Below are 21,521 nucleotides of genomic sequence, written 5' to 3'. Positions count from 1 at the left end.
CGATCAGCGTAGCGCGGCCCTCCACGCACGCCGCGGCCGCTCGGCGGCGCGCAGCGATGCCCGGCTCGGCTGCACCTCGAGCGGCTGCAGTGCGAGCGCCAGCTCCTGGACGCGTCGCCGCAGCCGGGAGCGGCCCGCGACGTCGACGAGCGGGCGCCCCTCGAGCAGCGCCGCGTCGGCGGCGCGGCCGTCGAAGGGCCAGCACGCCGCGGGGCTGACCTGCGCGAGCCGCCGCAGCGTCTCCTGCACCGCCCGCTCGGGCGCGACGCCGATCGCCGACGGGCGCACCTTGTTGACGACCACGCGGAGGCGCGCGCTCGGCACGATCGCCCGCAGCTCGGGCAGCGCTCGCACGAGCCGAGCGATCCCGACCGCATCACCGCCTGCGACGACCACGACCTCGTCGGCGGCTTCGAGCGCGGCGAGCGTCGCCGCGTGCCGCCGCGGCGCGAACATGTCGCTCGAGATCTCCTCATCCTGCTCGAGGCTCGAGGCGACGTCGACGACGGTCGCGTCGACCCAATCGCGACAGCGCTCGAGCACCTCCGCGACGCGATCGGCACCGAGCTCGGGCCAGCGGCTCGCGCGCCCGATGCCGGTGAGCACCCGCAGCACGCCACCCATCGTGGGCACCTGCTGGGCGATGCGGTCGAGCTCGTCGACGGTGAGGCTGCCCGCGCGGGCGAGCCGGGCAGCCGCCGCGAAGCCGGGCGACTCGTCGAGCAGCCCGAGCGCGGGCGCGATCGAGGCGCTCGTCGTGTCGGCGTCGACGAGCGCGGTCCTGCGGCCGAGCAGCGCGAGCTCGGCCGCGAGCGCGATCGCCGCGGTCGAGCGGCCCGGCGCGCCGGCCGGGCCCCAGACGGTGATGACCCTGCCGCGCGACCGGGATCGCGCGGGCTGCGCGCCGGCCGACGGCGTCGCGGCCGCCTCGATCGCCGCGAACCCGTCGGCCCAGCCGACGGCGTCGATCCCGAGCGTGTGCGCCCTGGCTCGCTCCGCGGCGTCGTCGGCGAGCGCGATGAGCCGGAGGCCCCGCACGTCGCACGCCTCGACGAGCGCGCGGCTCACGTGGTGCTCATCGGCGACGACGAGCACGAGGTCGATCGGGGGCTCGGCATCGGCCGGCCTGGCGGCGAGTCGATCGACGAGGTCGGCGGCGGTCGCGGCGCGGATCTCCACGCGATGGCCGTGCCGCGCGGCCTCGCGCACGATCGCGTCCTCCCGCTCGAGCGGCGCCGAGACGGCGAGGACGCTCACGGCGCCGCCTCGACCGGCTGCGCGAGCGGCACGACGCTCAGCGCGTGCTCGTCGGCGATCGCCTCGAGCAGCGGCGCTGTCGCATCGCTCGGCACGAGCAGCTCGAGCTGCGCCGCGGCCGACGCGAGGATGCCGTCGTCCTCGACGAGGCCGACGACGATCGCCTCGTCGACGAGCACTGCCGGCGCGTCGAAGCCGTCGTCGGACGGCGCCGCCGTCCACACGTCGACGAGCGCGCCCGCGCGCACCGCCGTCGGGAGCGCGCCGTCGACCTCGATCACGACGGCCGATCGCGACACTGCCCCGGCCTCGCCCACCGCGCGCACGGGCAGCACCTCCCCCTCGCCCACCGTCGAGGCGACGAGCATGCCGATCGGCTCGACGCTCGAGTCGAGGTAGAGCTCGTGCGACTGCGGCAGCCGCACGTCGACCGGCTCGACATCGCCGGCCGCGATCGTGTCGCCGGGCAGGAGCGTGCGCGTCGCCGCCCACGCGCGATCGCTGCTCGAGGACTGCTGCACCACGAGCCAGACGCCTGCGAGCGAGGCGAGCACGAGGGCGACGCCGATCACGAGCCTCGGATCCAGCCACGCGCGGCGAGCGGACACGGCGTCCTCCCCTCTCGGATCGCTCGAGCGTCGCAGAGCCGCGCAGGACTTCGCTGAAGTTCTCCACAGGCTCGGGGCGCTCCCGCCGCGACTGGCTCACAATGGGGCCATGTCGATCCCACCGCGGCGATTCCTCGCCGTCGCAGACGTCGCCGAGGTGCTCGGCACGTCGCCGACCGCGGTCGTCGAGCTGCTCGAGGCCGGCGACCTCGTCGGGGTGCGCGTGCGCGGCGCGTGGCGCATCGCCGACGACGAGGTGCAGGCGTGGATCGACCGGGAGCTCGAGCTCGAGCGCCGCCGCGGCCTGTGGCGGCAGGCGCAGTCGGCGAGCGTCGCCGACCTCTTCGGGCAGCACTAGCCGGGCTCAGGGCAGCCGCACCCAGTCGAAGGCCGAGAACGGCACGAGCCGCCACGCGCGCACGCTCGAGCGACGCGGCCGCTCCCCCGGCTCGTGGACCGCGAGGTCGAGGTGATCGCGCCCGACGCGGTCGATCGTGCCCGCGAGCGGGGCGCTGCCCTCGAGGATGACGGTCGCGCGGCGGCGGGCGAGGTCGCGCAGGGCGAAGCCGAAGCTCAGCCGCGCCTGCAGGTCGCCGGGCTCGCGGACGGCGCGAGCGGACGCGACCGCGCCGTCGTGATCGAGCTCGACGCCGACGATCGCGTGCAGCGGCACGATCGCGCCGCTCTCGGCCGGCGCGCCCTCGAGCACGATGCCGTTGAGCCAGTCGCGGCCGAGCGCCATCCGCCGCAGCCGCAGCCTCCCGCCGGCCCGGAGCGCGAGGTCGAGCGTGCGCGGAGCGGCGGCGATGCGGTCGCGCAGCTCGAGCCGGCCGATGCGGAAGCGCTCCTCCTCGGCCTCGAGGTCGCGCCGCTCGGCGCCCAGCTCGGCCTCGAGCTGGCTCTCGAGATCGTCGAAGAGGTCCTCGAACCGCACGCGGGCGAATCTAACCGCCGTCGCGCGAGGCGCGCCCGGCGTTCTCCACAGGGCAGAACTCCCCATCACGCGCGGAACGCCCTTACGGCTATCTTCACCCCACGACGGTGCCTGCTCGGACCGCCGCTGGGGGACGGCGGATGCGAGGGGGCGGCGCGTGGAGACCCACAGGAGGCGGATGACCTCGGTCGACGCCGAGGAGTTCTTCGACTTCCAGCCGTGCTCGTCGGCCGAGCTGCCCGATCCGGTGCCGCTGCTCGAGAACCTCACGGCATGCGTCGTCGAGATCCTGCTCGGGGTGCGCGACGTGCAGCAGATCGCGCGCTGGGTGACCGAGGCGACCTACGACCAGCTGACCCAGCGGGCGCTCGCCGCACGCCGCCGTCGCGGCCGCCAGCTGAGCCGCACGGTGCCCGGCTTCGAGGTCAGCAGCGTGCGGGCGTGCCATCCGGCCGACGGCGTGGTCGAGGGCGCCGCGGTCGTGCGGTCGGCCGGGCGCACGCGCGCTGTCGCGATCCGGCTCGAGGGGCTCGACGGCAAGTGGCGCGCGACGTCCGTGAACGTCCTGTGATGCAGTTCAGGCACCGGTGCGGCCGGAGTCCGCCTGCGCTTGGCCGGCGTCGGCGGCGCGGTCCTGCTCAGGATCGCTCCTACCCTCGTCGAGCGCGTCCGCGCCCTCCGCAGCGTCGGCGGCTTCGGCATCGCGCGCCGCGAGCTCCGCCTCGATGCGCTCCTTCGCCTCGGCGCGGTTGTTGATGCGGCGCACGCGGCGGTTGAAGTCGAACATGAGCAGGATGATGACCAGGCCGACGAGCGCGGTCGCGGTGAAGCCGATCCAGCCCGGCGTGACCTGGTTGGGGTCGAAGCCGAGCTCGTCGGGCGTGCGCAGCAGCATCAGTCCTCCTCGACGCCCGCGAACAGGTCGTCCTCATCGTCCGCCGCGGCGACGCGCGACCGCACCAGCTCGTAGTCGTCGGTCGGCCACGTCGAGCGCAGCAGCTCGTTGGGCCAGAAGAAGAAGCGCGACTCGGGGTCGACCTGGCTCGCATGCGCCCGCAGCGCCGTGTCGCGCGCCTCGAAGTGGTCGCCCACGTGCACGCGGGTCGTCATCGTGGCGGGGCGCTCCGCGAGCCGCGCGGCCCACTCGCGCACGAACGGCAGCCGCTCGTCGTCGGGGGTCGCCCCCTCGAGCGCGGCGAGCAGCGCCTGCAGGCGCACGCCCGTCATCGAGCGGTCGAAGTAGACCTTCTGCACCTCCCACGGCTCGCCGAGCTCCGGCAGCCCGGCGGCCGCGTGCTCGACGGCCCACATCGTCACCTCGTGGCAGCGGATGTGGTCCGGGTGGGGGTAGCCGCCGGTCTCGTCATAGGTCACGACGACCTGCGGCTTCAGGCGGCGGATGAGCCGCACGAGCGGGCGGCCGGAGATCTCGACCGGGATGGTCGCGAACGAGAGCGCGCGCAGCGGCTCGCCCTCGTCGGGCAGCCCGGAGTCGACGTAGCCGAGCCAGACGTGATCGATGCCGAGCGCGTCCTGGGCCGCGCGCATCTCGAGCCGGCGGAGACCCGCCATGTCGCGGGCCGCGCGAGCGCGGTCCTCGAAGCGCTCGTTGAGCACGCTCCCGCTCTCACCGCCCGTGCAGGAGACGACCGTGACCTCGGCGCCCTCCGCGGCATATCGGGCGAGCGTGGCCGCGCCCTTGCTCGACTCGTCGTCAGGGTGCGCGTGCACCGCGAGCAGCCGTCGCACGGCCTCTCCCTTCCCCACAGCCCCGCAGCGCCGATCGGCGCGGCGAGTAGGCTGGATCCACCGTCCATCCTCCCACGACAGGCCCCGATGACCCATCTCGAAGCCCGGTACGGGCGCACGCGCGCCTGGTCGCGTCGCGAGCGGCTGCTCGGCATCGTCGCGGGGCTCGCGGTGCTGCTCACCGCGACGCTCTGGGTGTGGTGGGTGGGCACCGATCCCTCCCGCACGACCATCCAGTCGCGCGACATCGGCTTCGAGATCGTCGACGACTCGACCATCGAGGTGATCTTCGAGGTGACGGTCGAGCCGGGCACGCCGGTCACGTGCGCCCTCGAGGCGCTCAACAGCTCCTACACGATCGTGGGGTGGCGCGAGGCCGACCTCCCGGCCGTCGATGCCCGCACCTCCGCCCACGTGCTCGAGGTGCGCACGACCGAGCGACCGACCACAGGATTGGTCTCGGAGTGCTGGCTGTCATAGAGTGAGTGACGGACCGGCCCACTCGGGGCCGGTTCTGTGCATATCAGGAGACGACATGAACGGCACCACGGAGACCTGGCTCTCGCAGGAGGCGTACGACCGCCTGCAGGCTGAGCTCGAGCACCTCCAGGGCCCCGTGCGCGCCGAGATCGCCAAGCGCATCGAAGAGGCTCGCGACGAGGGCGATCTCAAGGAGAACGGCGGCTACCACGCTGCCAAGGACGACCAGGCGCAGGTCGAGGCCCGCATCGCGCAGGTCGTGCAGCTGCTGCGCACCGCCAAGGTCGGCAAGGCGCCCGAGGCCGACGGCGTCGTCGAGCCCGGCACCGTCGTGACCGCGACGATCGCGGGCGACGAGGCCACGTTCCTCGTCGGCAACCGCGAGATCGCCGAGGCCGGCGACGACCTCGACGTCTACAGCGAGGCGAGCCCCCTCGGCCGCGCGATCATCGGCAAGCGCATCGGCGAGACCGCGAGCTACGAGACGCCCACGGGCGCGACCATCGAGGTCGAGATCAAGGACGTCCAGACGTACCGCGGCTAGGCCCGCACCCGCTCGAGCAGAGAGGCGCAGTCCCCGCGGGGCTGCGCCTCTCTCGCATCCGGGTTGCGGCTCAGAGCACCTGCGGCTCGTAGCCCGCGCGCCGCAGCGCCTCGAGCACGCGCTCGGCGTGCTCCGGCCCGCGCGTCGTGACGGAGATGTCGATCGAGACGTCGCTGATCGAGGTCCAGGCGTTGTGCTGCGAGTGGAGCACCTCGACGACGTTCGCCTGCTCGTCGGAGACGATCTGCGCGATGATCGCGAGCTGGCCGGGTCGGTCGGGCAGCGCGATGCGCACCTTGAGGTAGCGCTGCGATGCCGCGAGCCCGCGCGAGATGACGCGCTCCATGAACAGCGGATCGATGTTGCCGCCCGAGAGCACCGCGACCGTCGGACCGTCGGATGCCACGAGCCCCGTCATGATCGCGGCCGTCGCGACCGCTCCCGACGGCTCGACGACGAGCTTCGCCCGCTCGAGCAGCATGATCATCGCGCGCGCGATGTCGTCGTCGGTCACGGTGACGACCTCGTCGACCGCGTCCCGGATCATCGCGAACGGCAGCGCGCCGGGCCTGGCGACCGCGATGCCGTCGGCGATCGTCGGGAGCGCGTCGATCGTGGTCGGCTCCCCCGCCGCGAGCGACGGCACGTAGCTCGCGGCTCGCTCGGCCTGCACGCCGACGATGCGCACCGAGCGGCCCTCCACGGCCGCGCGGAGCCGGATGGCGGATGCCACGCCGGCCGCGAGCCCGCCGCCGCCGATCGGCACGACGACCGTGGACGCATCCGGCACCTGGTCGAGGATCTCGAGGCCGACGGTGCCCTGCCCCTCGATGACGTCGCGGTGGTCGTAGGGCGGCACGAACGTCGCACCGGTGCGCTCGACGTGCTCGAGCGCCGCGGTGAGCGCGCTCTGGAAGTCGAGGCCGCGCAGCTCGACCGCCGCGCCGTAGTCGCGCGTCGCCTGCAGCTTGGGAAGGGCGACCCCGACGGGCATGAAGATCGTCGCGGGCATGCCGAGCGCGGTCGCGGCGAACGCGACGCCCTGCGCGTGGTTGCCCGCAGAAGCAGCGACGACGCCGAGCTCGCGCGCCTCCGGGGGCAGCTTCGCGAGCATGTTGTAGGCGCCGCGGATCTTGTAGGCGCCGGTGCGCTGCAGGTTCTCGCACTTGAGGAAGACCTCGGCGCCGTGCATGCCGCTCAGGTAGCGCGAGCGCTCCATCGGTGTCTCCTGCGCGATGCCGACGAGGCGCTCCCGGGCCGCCTCGAAGTCGGCAAGCGCGAGCGCCGGCTCAGCGCTGCACATCGACGACGTCCTCCAGGGTCGGGCGAGGGTTCGTGCGCCACGAGCCCGAGGCGATCGTGGCGATGAACACGTTGAGGAACGCGACGACCGGCACCGCGAAGAAGGCGCCCGGGATGCCCGCGATCGTCGAGCCCGCGGCCACCGCGAGCACGACGGCGAGCGGGTGCACCTTGACGGCCGTGCCCATCACGATGGGCTGCAGCACGTTGCCCTCGATCTGCTGCACGAGGAGCACGATGCCGAGCATGATGACCGCCGGCCAGATGCCGAAGGAGATGAGCACGACGAGCACGGCGATCGCGCCCGTGACGACCGCGCCGATGATCGGGATGAACGAGCCGAGGAAGACGAGGATCGCGATCGGCAGGACGAGCGGCATGCCGTCGAAGAAGAGGCCGAGGATCCAGGCGCCGAGACCGATGCCGACCGCGTCGATGAACGCGACGAGCACCTGCACGCGCACGAAGTTGCCGAGCGTCACCCAGCCGGCGTGGCCGGCGCCGTCGGTCGCGGGACGCGCGGCGCGGGGCAGCACGCCGATGATCCAGCGCCAGATCGGCCGCCCGTCCTTGAGCGTGAAGATGAGCGCGAAGATCGTCAGCACGGCGCCGGCGAGCACCTGCCCGACCGTGGAGCCGACCGAGAGCGCTTGCGAGACGATCGACGAGACGTCGTCGCGCAGCGTGCCGAGGATGTTGGTGCCGAAGTCGGCGAGGTCCTGCTGCGTGATGCCGAACGGGAGCGAGAGCAACCAGTCCTGCGTGTCGGCCCAGAAGTCGACAGCCTTCTCCTGCAGCTCCGGGTACTCGCCGCGGATCTGCGACACCGCGAGCCAGCCGAGCCCGACGACCGCGACGAGCAGGCCCACGATCGTGACCGCGACCGCGAGCCCGCGGGGCCAGCGGGCGCGATGCAGCCGGTCGACGATCGGCATGAGCGCGGTCGTCAGGAGCGCCGCGATCACGAGCGGGATCACGACGATGCGGAAGATCACGACGAGCCACAGCACGATCGCCGTCGCGGCCGCGATCGCGACGATGCGCCACGCCCAGCTGCCGGCGATCCGCATCCCGTTCGGCACGCCGAGCGGAGCCGGGGTCACGATCGGCTGGGGCTGCGCCTCGCGCGGGCGTCCGAAGATCATTGGTCGATCCTACGGTCGGGGAGCCTCACGCGACCGGCATGCGTCGGCGGCGCTTGCTAGGTTGCCTCGCATGACGCGACCGACGAGGATCTCCGCGGCGCAGGCGCGACGCATCGCGATCGCTGCGAGCGGCCTCGACGGCGCGATGCCCGGGGAGCGCGGCCGCGTCGGCCCGCGCACGCTCGATCGCGCGATCGCGCGGCTCGGGCTGCTGCAGCTCGACTCGGTCAACGTCTTCGAGCGCAGTCACTACCTGCCGCTGCTCGCGCGCCTGGGCCCCTACGAGCGCTCGGCGCTCGACCGCCTGCTCCACCACGACCACGGGCGCTCGCTCGGCGCCTACACCGAGTACGTCGCGCACGAGGCGGCGGTCGTCCCCGTCGCCGACTGGCCGCTCTGGGCGTGGAAGCGGCGGGAGTCGATGCGCGGCAGCACCGAGCGGTGGGCGGCCGAGCACGCGACCCTCATCGACGACGTGCGCGCCGAGTTCGCCGAGCGCGGCCCCATGCGCCCGAGCGACATGGAGCACCCGGCGCACGAGCGGCTGCCCGGCGGGTGGTGGAACAAGTCGGATGCGTACTGGGCGACCGCGATCCTGTTCCGTCGGGGAGACCTCGTCACCGTCGGCCGCTCTCGCTTCGAGCGCCGGTACGCCGTCGCCGAAGCGGTGCTGCCGGAGGCGGCTCGCGTCGAGCTCGACGCGGTCGACGCCCACCGCACCCTCGTCCGCCGCGCCGCGATCGCGCTCGGCATCGCGACCGTCGACGACCTCGCCGACTACCACCGGCTGCCGATCGCCGACACGAAGGTCGCCATCGCGGCGCTCGTCGACGCGGGCGAGCTCGAGCCCGTCGAGGTCGAGGGCTGGGGCCGCCCCGCATACCGGAGCGCCGGCGCGCGGAATCCGAGGGCCGTGCGCGCGACCGCGCTCCTGTCGCCCTTCGACCCGCTCGTCTGGCACCGACCTCGCGCCGAGCGGCTCTTCGACTTCGCCTACCGCATCTCGATCTACACGCCCGCGGCGCAGCGGGAGCACGGCTACTACGTGCTGCCCGTGCTCGTCGACGAGCACCTCGTCGGCCGCGTCGACCTCAAGAGCGACCGCCGCGCGGGCGTGCTGCGCGTGCAGCACGCGCACGTCGAGCCGGCGCACGCGGAGCGGGCGGGCGAGCTCGCCGAGCGGATCGCGCCGGTGCTGCGGGAGGCGGCGCGGTGGCAGGGGCTCGAGCGGGTGGAGGTCGCGGGGGCCGGGACGTGGGCGCGGGAGGTGGCGGGGGCGGCGAGCGGGGCTGTGTGATCGAGCGGCGGGGCTTCGGTACGCGCGCCTGCGGCGCGCTACTCAGCCTTGACGACTTCGGGCTCGACGCCGCTGCGCGGCATTGAGCGCTCCGTCGTCAAAACTGGATCCTCGGCGGTTCAGCGACCGCTCCGGACTGGTCGACCTCGAAGAAGTCGCGACGCCCGCCCGCGGAGCCCGCGAAGAGCGACGTCGGGAACCGGCGGGCCTTCGCGTTGAGCTCGCGCGCGCCCGTGTTGTAGTCGCGCCGCCTGGCCTGCGCGTCGTCGTCGAGCGCCGCGAGCGCCGTCCGCGCGTCCGCCGCCGACGACCCGACCGGCTGCGATGCGGCCGCCTGCACGAGCGGGCGCAGCGACCGCTGCAGCTCCGCCTCCGCCGCGGCCTTCTCCCCCGGGCTGGTCGCGCGCTCGAGCGCCGCGAACGCATCCGTCACCTGAGCCCGCTGCGGTTCGCTCGCCACCTCGAGCAGCGGCGCGGCCACCGAGCGCCGGCGCTCGAGCGTCTCGGCGAGCGCCGTCCAGCGCTCGTCGACGCTCGCGCCGAGCCGCCGCATCGAGACAGACGCCGAGACGATCCAGACGATCGCGATGACGGCGACGACGACGACGGCGCCGACGACGATCCAGGTGATGAGCTGGGGATCCATGCGATCCACCTTAAGCGGGTCAGTCGCCGAGCACGCGTCGCGTCCAGGCGCTCGAGAAGAGCCGCTCGGGGTCGAGCTCGTCGCGCGCGGCGAGGAACGCGGCGAAGCCCGGCACTCGCTCCGCGAGCTGCGCGGCGCGCAGCGAGTGCAGCTTGCCCCAGTGCGGGCGCCCGTCGTGCGCGAGCAGGATGGGCTCGACGAGCTCGAACAGCGGGCGCGGATCCTCGCGCCACCAGCGGTGCGCGGCGATGTAGCCCGTGGCCCTGCCGTTCGCCGTCGACAGGTGCGCGTCGTCGGCCGCCATCGCGCGCAGCTCGAAGGGGAAGGTCGGCACGAGGTCGACGCGGCGCAGCGCCCGATCGATCTCGCGCAGCGCCTCGGGCACCGCCTCGACCGGCAGCCCGTACTCGAGCTCGCGGAAGCGCACGCGGCGGGGCGCGCTGAACACGTCGTGGCTCGGCTCGACGAAGCGCCCGCGCGGCATGAGCCGCGCGGCGAGGTCGTTGAGCGCCGGCGCGGTGCGCGGCACGGCGTGACCGATCGAGAGGAGCGCGCGGTGGCCGTAGTCGGTCAGCACGCGCTCGTCGAGGAAGCGGGCGAACGACGGGCGCGGCGAGAGCGGGCCCGCGACGCGCGTGTTCGACTTCGTCGCCGCGAGCCGCGTCGCCGCGAACCAGAAGAGCTCGAAGTGGTCGGTGCGCTCGTTGAGGCTCATCCACTCGTCGAGCACGACGTCGAGCCGCACGGTCGACTCGATCGCCTCGAGCGCGAAGGCCGGCACGGCCTGCACCGTCACGTCGACGAGCACGCCGAGCACGCCGAGGCCGAGTCGCACGGCCGGCAGCAGCTCGGGGCGCTCCACTTCGCTCACGCGCAGCAGCTCGCCGTCGGCCGTCACGAGCGTCGCGGCGACGACGGATGCGCCGATCGAGCGGTGCCGCAACCCCGTGCCGTGCGTGCCGGTCGAGATCGCGCCCGCGATCGTCTGCGCGTCGATGTCGCCGAGGCTGTCCATCGCGAGGCCGTGCTCGTCGAGGATGACCGAGAGCTCGCGCACGGTCGTGCCCGCGAGCACGGTCGCGCGGCGCGCCTCGACGTCGACCGACACGGGGCCGCGGAGCCCGTCGATGCGGAGCTGGGCGTCGTCAGGGCGGGCGACGGCGGAGAAGGAGTGGCCGCTGCCGACCGGCCGGACCGTGCCGCCGCGCTCGCGCACCCGCTCGAGCGATCGACGCACGTCGTCGACGCGATCGGCGACGTGCACCTCGCTCGGCTCAGCGCGCTGCGAGCGGCCCCAGTTCCTCCACGTCACGCACGGCCTCCCAGCTCAGAGCAGCTTCCTGCCCTCGCCACGATACGTGGGGACGCTGGCGATGACCTCCGCGCCCGAGACGACGTGCAGCTCGTCGGTGCGCTCGCACAGCTCGCCCGCCTTCGCGTGCCGCATCCAGACCCGGTCCCCGATCGCGAGCCCGTCGGCAGCGCGGCCGCGCACCGGCGTGTGGATCTCCCCCACGCCCTCCTCGCGGTCGAGGCGCAGCCCCTCCGGCCACGTCGCGATGGGCTCCTTGTCGTGCCCCGCCGGGCCCGAGGCGACCCAGCCGCCGCCGAGGAGCGTCACCCATCCCGGCCCAGGCCGCCGCACGACCGGGAGCGCGAAGGCGAGCGCCGGGGCGACGGAGAAGGCGCGATAGCCGTCGAAGAGGTGCGCCCCGAAGAGCCCGCTGCCGGCGGCGATCTCGGTCACCGCCTCCTCTCGAGCGGTCGTGTCGATCGATCCCGTGCCGCCGCCGTTGACGAACTCGAGCTCCGCGATCTCGCGCACGGCGGCGACCGCCGCGCCGCGGCGCTCGAGCAGCTCGCGCGCCGAGAGCCGTTGCATGAGGCGGAGCGCAGCGGGCGGCACGAGCCCCCGCGGCACGGTGTTCTGCACGCCCGAGATCTGCGCCTCGTACGCCATGATCCCGACGAGCCGGAAGCCGGGCCGATCGACGACCTCGCGAGCGAGGGCGAGCAGCTGGGCGGGTGTGCGCTGCGGTGACCGGCGCACACCGGCGTAGATCGGCCCGAGGTGCAGCGACGCATCGAGCTCGATCGAGACACGCACGTCCGGATGGCCCGGGACGACGCGGTCGATGAGGTCGAGGTGGTCGACGCTGTCGACCATGAGCGTGACGCGCTCGAGCGCTCGCTCGTCGCGGACGAGCGAGCGGAGTCCGCCGCGATCGGTCGTCGGGTAGCCGACGACCACGTCGTCGACCGTCTCCGCGAGCCAGAGCGCCTCCGGCAGCGTCCCCGTCAGCACGCCGCGCCACCCCGGCGTCGCGAGCACCGCCTCGATCACCGGCCGGCTGCGCACCGACTTCGTGGCGACGCGCAAGGGCGTGCCGCCGGCGCGCCGGACCATGTCGCTCGCGTTCCGCGCGAGGGCGTCGAGCGAGACGGCCGCGAGGGGGCCGTCGAGGTGCTCGGTGGCCGCGTCCATGCGCAGCCAGTGGCCCTCGGAGCCCCAGGGGCGGGCGTCCGAGAGCCGGAGGGTGCTCATCGCTCGTCGCCGACGGCCGCGGCGAGCATCGGCACGACGCCGTCGATCCAGCGCAGCGCCGCCGCCGAGTCTCGAGTGCGGAGCCACGCGTACGTGAGTCCGTCCGTGGCATGCAGGACGAGGCTCGCGGCATCCCTCGTCGGCATCGCGGGCGCCGTGACGCCGAGCTGGCCGCGCACGTGCTCGAGGAGCTCGCTGACTGCCGCGAGGTAGTGCTCCTGCACCTTGCCGGGCAGGTGCGCGAGCGAGGGCGTCCGGCTGCAGTACGCCATGATCTCCATGATCGCGAGCTCGTACTCGGGATGCTCGAGGAACCGCTCGAACCAGCGCTGGAACGAGGCGCGCACGACGTCCTCGACGGTCGAGCCCTCCGGGAGCGCGGCGCCGGTGCCGGGCACCTCCGCGAGGTAGGCGTAGGCCTCGCCGATCATCTCGTCGCGCGAGGCGAAGACGTAGTGGAAGGTCGCGAGCGGCACGCCCGCCTCGGCGACGATCGCGCGCACGGTCGCCCCGTGCATCCCCTCGCGAGCGATGACGCGCAACCCCGCCTCGACGAGGTCCTGGCGGCGGACGCTGGCCGGCTTGCGGGTCACTCGCGCTCCGATCTCGGCCGTCCTGGACAGGCGTCCGAGATGCAGTGTACGACAGCGCCGCGCCCCGTGGGGCGCGGCGCTGCGGCTGGTTCAGACGATCAGGCGTCGACCTTGGGCTTCGGCCGGGAGGCGAAGGTCTCGAAGGCCTCGCGCGGCCGCTCGCGCTGCGAGATCTCGGCGATGTCGCGGCCGAGCAGGAAGCCGCCGATCCAGTCGCCGAAGACGCGCAGCTTGCGCTCCCACATCGGCATCGCGAGGCCGTGGTAGCCGCGGTGCGCGAGCCACGCGAGCGGTCCCTTGATGGCGATCTTGCCCTTCTGGAACACGCCGTTCCAGAGGCCGAGGCCCGCGACGGCGCCCTCGTTGTCGTGGATGTACTCGCGAGGGGCGTCGCCGCGGAGCACCGCGGCGATGTTCTTCGCGAGGAGCTTCGCCTGGCGCACGGCGTGCTGCGCGTTGGGCACGCAGAAGCCGCCGGGGCCCGGGGTCTTGGAGATGTCGGGCACGGCAGAGACGTCGCCGGCCGTCCACGCATCCGGGACGACCACGCCGTCGCGCGCGACCTGCAGGGTCGGGAGCGCGGTGATGCGGCCGCGGTCGTCGAGCGGCAGGTCGGTCGTGCGCACGACGGGGTTCGCCATGACGCCCGCGGTCCAGATGATGAGGTCGGAGCCGAAGCGCTCGCCGGTCGAGAGCTCGACGACGCCCTCGAGCGCGCTCTGCAGCTGGGTGTCGAGGTGCACGTCGACGCCCCGCTTGCGGAGGTCGTCGACGACCCAGAGCGCGGTCTTCTCGGAGACCTCGGGCATGATGCGGCCCATCGCCTCGACGAGGTGGAACTTGACGTCCTCGAACGCGATCTCGCGGAAGCGCGAGAGCAGGTGGGTGGCGAGGTCGCGGAGCTCGGCGATCGTCTCGATGCCGGCGAAGCCGCCGCCGACCACGACGGTCGTGAGCAGGCGGTCGCGCTCGGGGCCCGCGGGCAGCTGCGCAGCCTTCGCGAAGTTCGAGATCAGGCGGTCGCGCACCGCGACGGCCTCCTCGATCGTCTTCATGCCGATCGCCTCGTCGGCGACGCCCGGGATGGGGAACGTGCGCGAGACGGAGCCGGCGGTCATGACGAGCACGTCGTACTGGATCGTCGACGCCTCCCCGACCTCGGGCTGGATCGTGGCGACCTTGTGCGCGTGGTCGACGCCCGTGACCTTCGCCTGCACGACGCGCGTGCGGCTGAGGTGGCGGCGCAGCGGCACGATCGCGTGGCGCGGCTCGATCGAGCCCGCGGCGACCTCCGGCAGGAACGGCAGGTACTGCATGTAGGGCAGCGGGTCGACGATCGTGATCTCAGCCTCGGACTCGCCCAGCAGTCGCTCGAGCCCCCGAGCGGTGTACAGGCCGGCGTAGCCGCCTCCGACGATCAGGATCTTGTTCACGGACACACACTTCTTCCCGGTATCAGATGAGGGGTCACGTCATCCTACCGCCCCCTGAGAATCCGCTATCCCTCCGCGGTGCCTCGAGCGTCGGGCGCGCATGCGCACACCTCGGGCGACCAGTCGGCGAGCTCGAGGGTGAGGTCGCCGATGGGATTGACGCCAGGGCCGGCGACGAGCGAGTGCGCGAGCACGGCGTGGAGGCACTTCACGCGCGTCGGCATGCCGCCGGCGCTGACGCCGGCGATCTCGTCGACGACGCCGTGCGCCTCGCGGTCGGCGAGGTATGCGAGGTGCGCGGCGGCGTAGCCCTCGGCGAGCACCGGCTCTGCGAGGCGCTCCTGCAGCCGCGCCATCGTGCCGTCGGCCTCGAGCCGCGAGGCGGCAGCGGTCGCCGCGGGGTGCGTCAAGTAGTAGAAGGTCGGGAAGGGCGAGCCGTCGGGCAGGCGCGGGCTCGTCACGACGACCGTCGGCGCCCCGCACGCGCAGCGCGCGCCGATGCCGAGCACCCCGCGCATCGTGCGGCCGAGCTGCGCCGCCATGATCTCGAGGTCCCGCTCGCTCGCGGGATCGATCGCGGGGAGCGACGCGGTCACTGCGGCTCACCGATCTCGGCGGGCTCGCCGAAGCTCGACGGGCCGGCCGTCGTGAGCCCGGCGATGAGGAACGACGATGCCGCCGCGGCCGCCCAGTCGTCCTCGGGCTCCTCGAGCGTCGCGGAGGGCACCTCGGCGGATGCCGTCTCGAGCGTCGTGCGGTCGTCGAGCACGACGAAGCTCGTCTCGCCCGGGTAGACGAAGAACAGCCGGTCCCTCGCTTGCGCCTCGATGTAGGCCGGGTCGTCCCAGCGCGCTTGCTGCTGCTCGAGCGACTCGACGTTCGCCTGCTGGGCGGCGACCTGCTCCTCGAGCGCGGCGATGTCGCGGCGCTGCTCGATCAGCAGGCCGACGGAGGGCGCGAGCACGACGAAGCCCGCGACCACGAGGCCGACGACCACGAGCAGCAGCCACGAGACGCGCAGCTGCGGGGCGGGACGGGCGGAGGGCACCCGCCGAGGATATCGGTGGGTGCCCTCTGCCGCGGTCAGGCCCGCGGCCGGTCGAGCTGCGTCAGCCCTCGAAGCGCGGGTAGGCGCCGGCGCCGGCGTACTCCGCCGCCTCGCCGAGCTCCTCCTCGATGCGCAGCAGCTGGTTGTACTTCGCGACGCGCTCGCTGCGAGCGGGCGCGCCGGTCTTGATCTGGCCGGCGTTGACGGCGACGGCGATGTCGGCGATCGTCGTGTCCTCCGTCTCGCCCGAGCGGTGCGAGAGCACCGAGCCGTAGCCCGCCTGCGTCGCGATGCGGATCGCGTCGAGCGTCTCGGAGAGCGTGCCGATCTGGTTGACCTTCACGAGCAGCGCGTTGGCGGCGCCGCGCTCGATGCCGTCGATGAGCCGCTCGGGGTTCGTCACGAAGAGGTCGTCGCCGACGAGCTGCACGCGGTCGTCGAGGCGCTCGGTGATGGCGGTCCAGCCCTCCCAGTCCTCCTCGTTCATCGGGTCCTCGATCGTGACGAGCGGGTAGGCGTCGACGAGCTCGGCGAAGTAGTCGGCCATGTCGGACGACGAGCGGTCCTGGCCCTCGAAGCGGTAGACGCCGTTGTCGAAGAACTCCGAGGCGGCGACGTCGAGGCCGAGCGCGATGTCGGTGCCGGGGGTGAAGCCGGCCTTCTCGATCGCCTGCACGAGCAGGTCGAGCGCCGTGCGGTTGCTCGGCAGGTCGGGGGCGAAGCCGCCCTCGTCGCCGAGGCCCGTCGAGAGGCCCTGCTCCTTGAGGATGCCCTTGAGCACGTGGTACGTCTCGGTGCCCCAGCGGAGCCCCTCGCGGAACGTCTCGGCGCCGATCGGCAGGATCATGAACTCCTGGATGTCGACGCCCGTGTCGGCGTGGGCGCCGCCGTTGATGACGTTCATCATCGGCACGGGCAGCAGGAACGCGTTCGGGCCGCCGAGGTAGCGGAACAGCGGCAGGCCGGCGGAGTCGGCGGCGGCCTTCGCCACCGCGAGCGAGACGCCGAGGATCGCGTTGGCGCCGAGGTTCTTCTTGTTGCCCGAGCCGTCGAGCTCGATGAGCGTCGTGTCGATGATGCGCTGGTCGTCGGCCGAGAGGCCCTCGATCGCGTCGGCGATCTCCTCGTTCACCGCGTCGACCGCCTGCTCGACGCCCTTGCCCGCGTAGCGGGCGGCGTCGCCGTCGCGCAGCTCGAAGGCCTCGAACGCGCCGGTGGACGCGCCGCTCGGCACGGCCGCTCGCCCGACGGTGCCGTCGGAGAGCAGCACCTCGACCTCGACGGTCGGGTTGCCACGGGAGTCGAGGATCTCGCGAGCCTGCAGGGTGTCGATGAGTGCCACGGGTGCTCCTTGGTGTCGGTGTCGGCGCGTCGAGGTCGGCCGCCCCCGAGCCTACTCAGCCGAGGGGCCCGCTGGGCCGATGGGCTTGATCTCGAGGGTCGCCGCCGAGTCGCCCGACCGCACGAAGGCGAACCGGTCGGCGCCGGATGCGGCGAGCTGGGTGAGCAGGCCGGTCACGTTCTTGGGGCGCCGCTGCATGCGCACCGTCTCCCCCGCCGCGACGAGGTCGCGCTTGATCGCGATCGCGGCGGCGGGCTCGACCTGCTTGTCGACGAGCAGCGCGAGCGCGGCGCGGCTGGCGCCGCCGGGCAGCTCGACGAGGTCGACGAGCCGCTCGAAGCCGAGCGAGATGCCGACGGCCGGCATCGACTGGCCGAGGAAGCGGCCGATCATGCCGTCGTAGCGGCCGCCGCCGCCGATCGAGAACGGCAGCTCGGGGTGCGCGACCTCGAAGATCGGTCCCGTGTAGTAGCCCATGCCGCGCACGAGCGTCGGGTCGAACTCGAGCCGGATGCCGACGCTCGCGTCGAGCAGGGAGCGCACGTCGTCGAGCACGGCGCCGTCGAAGCCGTCGGGCAGCTCGCCGGCGCGGATCGCCCCGAGCGTCGCCATGAGCCGCTCGCCGTCGATGCCGCGCTCCGCGAGCTCGGCGGTCACGCCGTCGGTGCCGATCTTGTCGAGCTTGTCGACCGTGATGAGCGCGCCCTCGCGGAGCGACTCGGCGACACCCGCGTGCTCGAGCGCGGCCGAGAGGATGCGCCGGTCGTTGATGCGCACGAACGCGTCGGGGATGCCCAGCCGGGTGAGCGCATCCGCCGTCGCCGCGAGCAGCTCGAGCTCGGCCGTCACGCCCGGCTCGCCGGCGATGTCGATGTCGCACTGCATGAACTGGCGGTACCGGCCGCGCTGCGGCCGCTCGGCGCGCCACACGGGGGCGATCTGGATCGCGCGGAAGACGGGCGGCAGCGCCGCGCGGTTCGTCGCGATGAAGCGCGCGAGCGGCACCGTGAGGTCGAAGCGCAGCCCGAGGTCGGCGAGCTCGAGCGGTGCGCTCGCGCCGCGCAGGTCGTCGACGCCGAGGCCGCGGCGCATGATCGCGAACGCGAGCTTCTCGTTGTCGCCGCCGAGTCCGGCGTGGAGCCGCTCGGCGTCCTCGACGACGGGCGTCTCGATCTCCTCGAAGCCGTGGTCCTCGTAGGCGTCCCGGATGACGCGCAGCACGCGCTCGCGGCGGCGCTTCTCGACGGGCAGGAAGTCGCGCATGCCGCGCGGCGGGTGCACCTGGGTTGCCATGCCGCCATTCTCCCGCACCGGGAGCGCGCCCTCGCGCGGCAGCGCATCCGCGGGTGGCACGATGACGGCGTGCGACGACCCCGACCCCTCACCGACCGCGCCGTGCCCGTCGTGGCGTGGCGCATCCTCATCCTGCTCACGGCGGTGTTCGCCGAGGCGTGGAACATCAAGAACATGCTGCAGTCGGGCGAGCCGCCCACCGAGCACTTCGCCTACTTCACGGTGCAGTCGAACATCTTCGTCATCGCGCTCATGGCGTGGATGCTGCTCGTGCCGAGCGAGCGGAGGCCGCGGTGGTTCGACCACGTGCGCGGCGCGATCACGGCGTACATCGTGCTCACCGGGCTCGTCTACGCGGTGCTGCTCGCGGAGCCCGACGAGGTGTGGGCGTGGTCGATCGAGTTCACGAACGCCGCGCAGCACCGCTTCATCCCGTGGATGGTCGGGCTCGACTGGCTGCTCGTGCCGACCGCGCGGCGCATCTCGCTCGGCGCGGCGGCGTGGTGGATGGCGTACCCGGTGGGGTACCTCGTCGCGGCGTGGCTGCGCGGCGGGCTCGTCGACGGCTGGTTCCCGTACCCCTTCCTCGACCCCTCGGAGCACGGTGGCTGGGCCGGCCTCGTCTGGCCGACCGGGCAGGTGCTGCTCGCCTTCATCGTCGGGATCTTCGCCGTCGCGGCGATCGGGCGGCTGCGCTACCGCGAGTCGGGCAGCCCCGCGCCGCCCGCCGCCGGGCCCGCCTCGGCGAGCCTCGCCTCGAGCCCGTCGAGCACGAGCTCGAGCCCGTAGGAGAACTCGTCGCCGTAGTCGTACGAGCGGCCGACGATCGCGTGCTCGATGAGCGCGGTCATGCGCGGGTACGCGTCCGCCGGCAGCGCGAGCTCGATCGCGAGGTCGTCGACGCCGCCGCCCGGCTCGAAGGGGAGGCTCTGCTCGGTGAGGACGAAGCCGTAGACGTAGGCGTCGAGCACCGAGAACGCGTGCGCGGCGAGCCGCACCGGGAAGCCGCCCCGGTGCAGGCACTCGAGCACCGATTCCAGGTGGCCGAGCAGGGCCGCTCCCGGGGAGCGGCGTGACTCGACGAGCGTCGGCCCCCACGCGTGGTCGCGCATCACGGCGCGCAGCGAGTGGCAGCGGGCGCGGATCCCCTCGCGCCACGGCACGTCGGCGGACGGCCGCTCGACCTGCACCATGAGCCAGTCGCCGAGCGCGTCGAGCAGCGCGCGCTTGCTCGCGATGTGGTGGTAGAGCGACATCGCCTCGACGCCGAGCTCTCGGCCCACGCTGCGCATGCTGACGCCGGCGAGCCCGGCACGGTCGGCGACCGCGACGGCCGCCTCCACGACGCGCTCGCGCGAGAGTCCCTTCGCCGTGCTCGCCATGTGCTCCCCCCTTGCGTGCTTACGGGTGTAAGGATACGCTCTCGCCACACAGGCTTACAGGCGTAAGGAGAACCGGATGCGTGCAGTCGTCGTCGAGCGGTACGGACCGCCGAGCGTCGCTCGAGTCGTCGAGGTCGCCGATCCGGTCGCTCGCGCCGGAGAGGTCGTGGTGCGCGTCGCCGCGGCTGCGGTGACGTCGGGCGATGCTCGCATGCGCGCCGCTCGCTTCCCGCGCGGCTTCGCCCTCCCCGCTCGGCTCGGGATCGGCATCCGCCGCCCGCGTCGGCCCGTGCTCGGGGTGGCCCTCTCGGGCACCGTCGCGTCGATCGGGGCGGGCGTCACGGGCCTCGCGGTCGGGGACGAGGTCGCCGGCATGACCGGCGCGCGTCTCGGCGCGCACGCGGAGCTCGTCGCCGTGCGCGTCGAGCGCCTCGTGCGCAAGCCCGCGGGCGTGACGCACGACGAGGCCGCCGCCGTGCTCTTCGGCGGCTGCACCGCGCTCCACTACCTCGAGGACGTCGTGCCGGTGCGGGCCGGGCGATCGGTGCTCGTGCTCGGCGCCTCCGGCGCTGTGGGCTCGAGCGCGGTGCAGCTCGCCAGGATGGCCGGCGCCCGGGTGACGGGCGTGACGAGCGGTCGGAACGCCGAGCTCGTGCGCCGGCTCGGCGCCGAGCGGGTCATCGACTACACCGTGACCCCGGTGGCGCAGATCAGCGGACCCTTCGACGTCGTCGTCGACACCGTCGGCGCGGTCTCGACCCCGGCCGGCCGAGCGCTGCTCTCCGACGACGGCTCGCTCGTCCTCGTGCTCGCCTCGCTGTGGCAGGTCATCACCGCCCGCGGCCGGGTCAAGGCGGGCGTCTCGGGCTCGCGCCCCGAGCACATGGCGCGGCTGCTCGCGCTCGTGGCGAGCGGCGAGCTCCACCCCGTGATCCAGGAGTCGATGCCGCTCGACGAGATCGCCCGCGCCTACGCGATCGTCGACTCCGGCCGGAAGGTCGGCAACGTCGTGGTCCGCCCCTAGCTCCCTGCCGAGAGCTCGATCGCAGAGTTCCGGCACTCTGCGGATCCGAGCCCGCGAGATCGCACAGTTCCGGCACTCTGCGCATCCGGTGCGTGCGGATCGCAGAGTGCCGGAACTCTGCTCGGGGTCAGGCGCGGCGGCGGAAGGCGGCGAAGGCCGCGAGCGCCGCTGCCGCGAGCGCCACGACGAGCGCGGCGATCGCGATCGGCATCGCGGCGCTCGACGCATCGTCCGCCGACGCGGCCGTCGCCTCGGTGCCGGCGTGCTCGCCGCCGGCATCGGCGTCGTGCTCGGCCTCCGCGCCCTCGGCGGCCCCGCCGTGCGCGTGCTCAGCCGCGCCGCCGATCGTGACGATGGGCGCCGGGGTGTCAGACGACTGGTCGGCGTCGGTCCACGCCGACTCCCCCACCTCGCACAGCTGCCGCGTCGGGAAGGCGAGCACCGTCCCGTCCTCGGCGTCGTCGGGCAGCGTCGCGCTCAGCTCGAGCGTGTCGCGCACCCCGTCGGGCAGCGGCTCGTCGGCCGTGAAGACGACGGCGCGGAGGCCGTCCGCGGTGTCGATCGCGACGTCCCAGCCGGGGTTCGCGATGAGGCTGACCGCCGCGATCTCAGCCGGCACGTCGATCTCGACGGCCGTCGTGGGCGAGCCGTCGCAGCCGTGGCCGATCGCGAAGGCGATGTTGGCGCGCGCGCCGGGCTCGGTGCTCGTCGGCTCGGCGTGCACGTGCGCGCTCGCCGCGATGGGAGCGGCGAGCACGAGGGCGGCCGCGATCGCGGTGCCCGTCAGCGTGGGCAGGGGTCGGATGCGCCGCTCGGCTCGGATGCGTCGGCGGGCTCGGTCGGTGGACGTGGACATGGGTGCTCCTTGCTGCGCGCGCGGGGCGCGCTCGACTGCGGGC

General features: G+C 73.6%; 25 protein-coding genes. 7 read left to right on the top strand and 18 right to left on the bottom strand.

Going from position 1 to position 21,521, the window contains the following annotated elements:
• Nucleotides 1–3 precede the first annotated feature (3 nt).
• Both ACP7BI_RS02315 and ACP7BI_RS02310 read right to left on the bottom strand, forming a co-directional pair.
• Nucleotides 4–1,257, bottom strand: coding sequence for an AAA family ATPase (locus ACP7BI_RS02315; protein ID WP_425843496.1), 1,254 nt, complete (start codon nucleotides 1,255–1,257; stop codon nucleotides 4–6).
• Nucleotides 1,254–1,865 carry a hypothetical protein gene (locus ACP7BI_RS02310; protein WP_425843495.1) on the bottom strand — a complete coding sequence of 204 codons (612 nt, stop codon included), beginning with the start codon at nucleotides 1,863–1,865 and terminating at the stop codon, nucleotides 1,254–1,256. Before ACP7BI_RS02310 ends, ACP7BI_RS02315 begins: the two co-directional genes overlap by 4 nt.
• Nucleotides 1,866–1,974: 109 nt before the next feature.
• On the opposite strand from ACP7BI_RS02310, the gene ACP7BI_RS02305 reads away from it, so the two are divergent.
• Nucleotides 1,975–2,223 (top strand): helix-turn-helix domain-containing protein, encoded by a 249-nt coding sequence (locus tag ACP7BI_RS02305; RefSeq protein ID WP_035254233.1) that lies wholly within the window; start codon nucleotides 1,975–1,977, stop codon nucleotides 2,221–2,223.
• Between the two features lie 6 nt (nucleotides 2,224–2,229).
• Here ACP7BI_RS02305 and ACP7BI_RS02300 read toward each other — a convergent pair whose 3' ends face one another.
• Nucleotides 2,230–2,799 (bottom strand): hypothetical protein, encoded by a 570-nt coding sequence (locus tag ACP7BI_RS02300; protein WP_211448063.1) that lies wholly within the window; start codon nucleotides 2,797–2,799, stop codon nucleotides 2,230–2,232.
• A 178-nt stretch (nucleotides 2,800–2,977) separates the two neighbouring features.
• Here ACP7BI_RS02300 and ACP7BI_RS02295 point away from each other — a divergent pair, with 178 nt between their 5' ends.
• Nucleotides 2,978–3,370, top strand: coding sequence for an Rv3235 family protein (locus ACP7BI_RS02295; protein WP_425843494.1), 393 nt, complete (start codon nucleotides 2,978–2,980; stop codon nucleotides 3,368–3,370).
• Between the two features lie 6 nt (nucleotides 3,371–3,376).
• On the opposite strand, the gene ACP7BI_RS02290 is transcribed toward ACP7BI_RS02295, so the two are convergent.
• Together ACP7BI_RS02290 and mca are read right to left on the bottom strand one after the other, a co-directional pair.
• Nucleotides 3,377–3,694: a hypothetical protein gene (locus ACP7BI_RS02290; RefSeq protein ID WP_425843493.1), complete on the bottom strand. Its 318-nt coding sequence runs from the start codon at nucleotides 3,692–3,694 to the stop codon at nucleotides 3,377–3,379.
• Nucleotides 3,694–4,548: a mycothiol conjugate amidase Mca gene (mca, locus tag ACP7BI_RS02285; protein WP_425843492.1), complete on the bottom strand. Its 855-nt coding sequence runs from the start codon at nucleotides 4,546–4,548 to the stop codon at nucleotides 3,694–3,696. The genes ACP7BI_RS02290 and mca overlap by 1 nt, the downstream gene beginning before the upstream one ends.
• 87 nt (nucleotides 4,549–4,635) lie before the next feature.
• On the opposite strand from mca, the gene ACP7BI_RS02280 reads away from it, so the two are divergent.
• Together ACP7BI_RS02280 and greA are read left to right on the top strand one after the other, a co-directional pair.
• Nucleotides 4,636–5,028: a DUF4307 domain-containing protein gene (locus ACP7BI_RS02280; RefSeq protein ID WP_425843487.1), complete on the top strand. Its 393-nt coding sequence runs from the start codon at nucleotides 4,636–4,638 to the stop codon at nucleotides 5,026–5,028.
• 55 nt (nucleotides 5,029–5,083) lie between these two features.
• Nucleotides 5,084–5,572, top strand: a complete 489-nt coding sequence (gene greA / locus ACP7BI_RS02275) for a transcription elongation factor GreA (protein ID WP_211448054.1) — start codon at nucleotides 5,084–5,086, stop codon at nucleotides 5,570–5,572.
• Between the two features lie 70 nt (nucleotides 5,573–5,642).
• On the opposite strand, the gene ilvA is transcribed toward greA, so the two are convergent.
• Both ilvA and ACP7BI_RS02265 read right to left on the bottom strand, forming a co-directional pair.
• Nucleotides 5,643–6,875, bottom strand: a complete 1,233-nt coding sequence (ilvA, locus tag ACP7BI_RS02270; protein WP_425843485.1) for a threonine ammonia-lyase — start codon at nucleotides 6,873–6,875, stop codon at nucleotides 5,643–5,645.
• The gene (locus ACP7BI_RS02265; protein ID WP_425843483.1) at nucleotides 6,862–8,019 is read right to left on the bottom strand and encodes an AI-2E family transporter; all 1,158 of its coding nucleotides are present in this window, start codon (nucleotides 8,017–8,019) and stop codon (nucleotides 6,862–6,864) included. Before ACP7BI_RS02265 ends, ilvA begins: the two co-directional genes overlap by 14 nt.
• Nucleotides 8,020–8,089: 70 nt before the next feature.
• On the opposite strand from ACP7BI_RS02265, the gene ACP7BI_RS02260 reads away from it, so the two are divergent.
• Nucleotides 8,090–9,316 (top strand): winged helix-turn-helix domain-containing protein, encoded by a 1,227-nt coding sequence (locus ACP7BI_RS02260; RefSeq protein ID WP_425843481.1) that lies wholly within the window; start codon nucleotides 8,090–8,092, stop codon nucleotides 9,314–9,316.
• A gap of 97 nt (nucleotides 9,317–9,413) precedes the next feature.
• Here ACP7BI_RS02260 and ACP7BI_RS02255 read toward each other — a convergent pair whose 3' ends face one another.
• The 9 genes from ACP7BI_RS02255 to hisS form a co-directional block, all read right to left on the bottom strand.
• The gene (locus tag ACP7BI_RS02255; RefSeq protein WP_425843479.1) at nucleotides 9,414–9,962 is read right to left on the bottom strand and encodes a LemA family protein; all 549 of its coding nucleotides are present in this window, start codon (nucleotides 9,960–9,962) and stop codon (nucleotides 9,414–9,416) included.
• Nucleotides 9,963–9,981: 19 nt separating this feature from the next.
• Nucleotides 9,982–11,274, bottom strand: a complete 1,293-nt coding sequence (locus tag ACP7BI_RS02250) for a D-arabinono-1,4-lactone oxidase (protein ID WP_425843477.1) — start codon at nucleotides 11,272–11,274, stop codon at nucleotides 9,982–9,984.
• 15 nt (nucleotides 11,275–11,289) lie between these two features.
• Nucleotides 11,290–12,507, bottom strand: a complete 1,218-nt coding sequence (locus ACP7BI_RS02245) for an amino acid deaminase/aldolase (RefSeq protein ID WP_425843475.1) — start codon at nucleotides 12,505–12,507, stop codon at nucleotides 11,290–11,292.
• Nucleotides 12,504–13,100, bottom strand: a complete 597-nt coding sequence (locus tag ACP7BI_RS02240; protein WP_425843473.1) for a TetR/AcrR family transcriptional regulator — start codon at nucleotides 13,098–13,100, stop codon at nucleotides 12,504–12,506. The genes ACP7BI_RS02245 and ACP7BI_RS02240 overlap by 4 nt, the downstream gene beginning before the upstream one ends.
• A gap of 98 nt (nucleotides 13,101–13,198) precedes the next feature.
• Nucleotides 13,199–14,533, bottom strand: coding sequence for an NAD(P)/FAD-dependent oxidoreductase (locus ACP7BI_RS02235; RefSeq protein ID WP_425843471.1), 1,335 nt, complete (start codon nucleotides 14,531–14,533; stop codon nucleotides 13,199–13,201).
• A 65-nt stretch (nucleotides 14,534–14,598) separates the two neighbouring features.
• Entirely contained in the window at nucleotides 14,599–15,075 is a 477-nt protein-coding gene (locus tag ACP7BI_RS02230) for a DUF501 domain-containing protein (protein WP_425843549.1), read from the bottom strand.
• Nucleotides 15,076–15,125: 50 nt separating this feature from the next.
• Nucleotides 15,126–15,581, bottom strand: coding sequence for an FtsB family cell division protein (locus tag ACP7BI_RS02225; RefSeq protein ID WP_425843469.1), 456 nt, complete (start codon nucleotides 15,579–15,581; stop codon nucleotides 15,126–15,128).
• 61 nt (nucleotides 15,582–15,642) lie between these two features.
• Nucleotides 15,643–16,923, bottom strand: a complete 1,281-nt coding sequence (eno, locus tag ACP7BI_RS02220) for a phosphopyruvate hydratase (protein ID WP_425843467.1) — start codon at nucleotides 16,921–16,923, stop codon at nucleotides 15,643–15,645.
• A 51-nt stretch (nucleotides 16,924–16,974) separates the two neighbouring features.
• Complete coding sequence (hisS, locus tag ACP7BI_RS02215) at nucleotides 16,975–18,216, bottom strand: histidine--tRNA ligase (protein WP_425843465.1); 1,242 nt, start codon at nucleotides 18,214–18,216, stop codon at nucleotides 16,975–16,977.
• Nucleotides 18,217–18,285: 69 nt separating this feature from the next.
• Here hisS and ACP7BI_RS02210 point away from each other — a divergent pair, with 69 nt between their 5' ends.
• Nucleotides 18,286–19,005, top strand: coding sequence for a Pr6Pr family membrane protein (locus tag ACP7BI_RS02210; protein ID WP_425843463.1), 720 nt, complete (start codon nucleotides 18,286–18,288; stop codon nucleotides 19,003–19,005).
• Here ACP7BI_RS02210 and ACP7BI_RS02205 read toward each other — a convergent pair.
• On the bottom strand, nucleotides 18,912–19,598 hold the full coding sequence (locus tag ACP7BI_RS02205; protein ID WP_425843461.1) for a TetR/AcrR family transcriptional regulator: 687 nt from the start codon (nucleotides 19,596–19,598) through the stop codon (nucleotides 18,912–18,914). The genes ACP7BI_RS02210 and ACP7BI_RS02205 overlap by 94 nt on opposite strands.
• Before the next feature lie 76 nt (nucleotides 19,599–19,674).
• On the opposite strand from ACP7BI_RS02205, the gene ACP7BI_RS02200 reads away from it, so the two are divergent.
• Entirely contained in the window at nucleotides 19,675–20,622 is a 948-nt protein-coding gene (locus ACP7BI_RS02200) for an NAD(P)-dependent alcohol dehydrogenase (RefSeq protein ID WP_425843459.1), read from the top strand.
• A gap of 127 nt (nucleotides 20,623–20,749) precedes the next feature.
• Here the strand turns inward: ACP7BI_RS02200 and ACP7BI_RS02195 are convergent, their stop codons facing one another.
• The gene (locus ACP7BI_RS02195) at nucleotides 20,750–21,478 is read right to left on the bottom strand and encodes a YcnI family protein (RefSeq protein ID WP_425843457.1); all 729 of its coding nucleotides are present in this window, start codon (nucleotides 21,476–21,478) and stop codon (nucleotides 20,750–20,752) included.
• Nucleotides 21,479–21,521: the final 43 nt, after the last annotated feature.

The organism is Agrococcus sp. TSP3-2-1, from assembly GCF_049897585.1.
GTDB lineage: Bacteria > Actinomycetota > Actinomycetes > Actinomycetales > Microbacteriaceae > Agrococcus.
The sequence above is the reverse complement of the archived record's forward strand: the minus strand, read 5'-3'. Positions and strand labels throughout refer to the sequence as shown.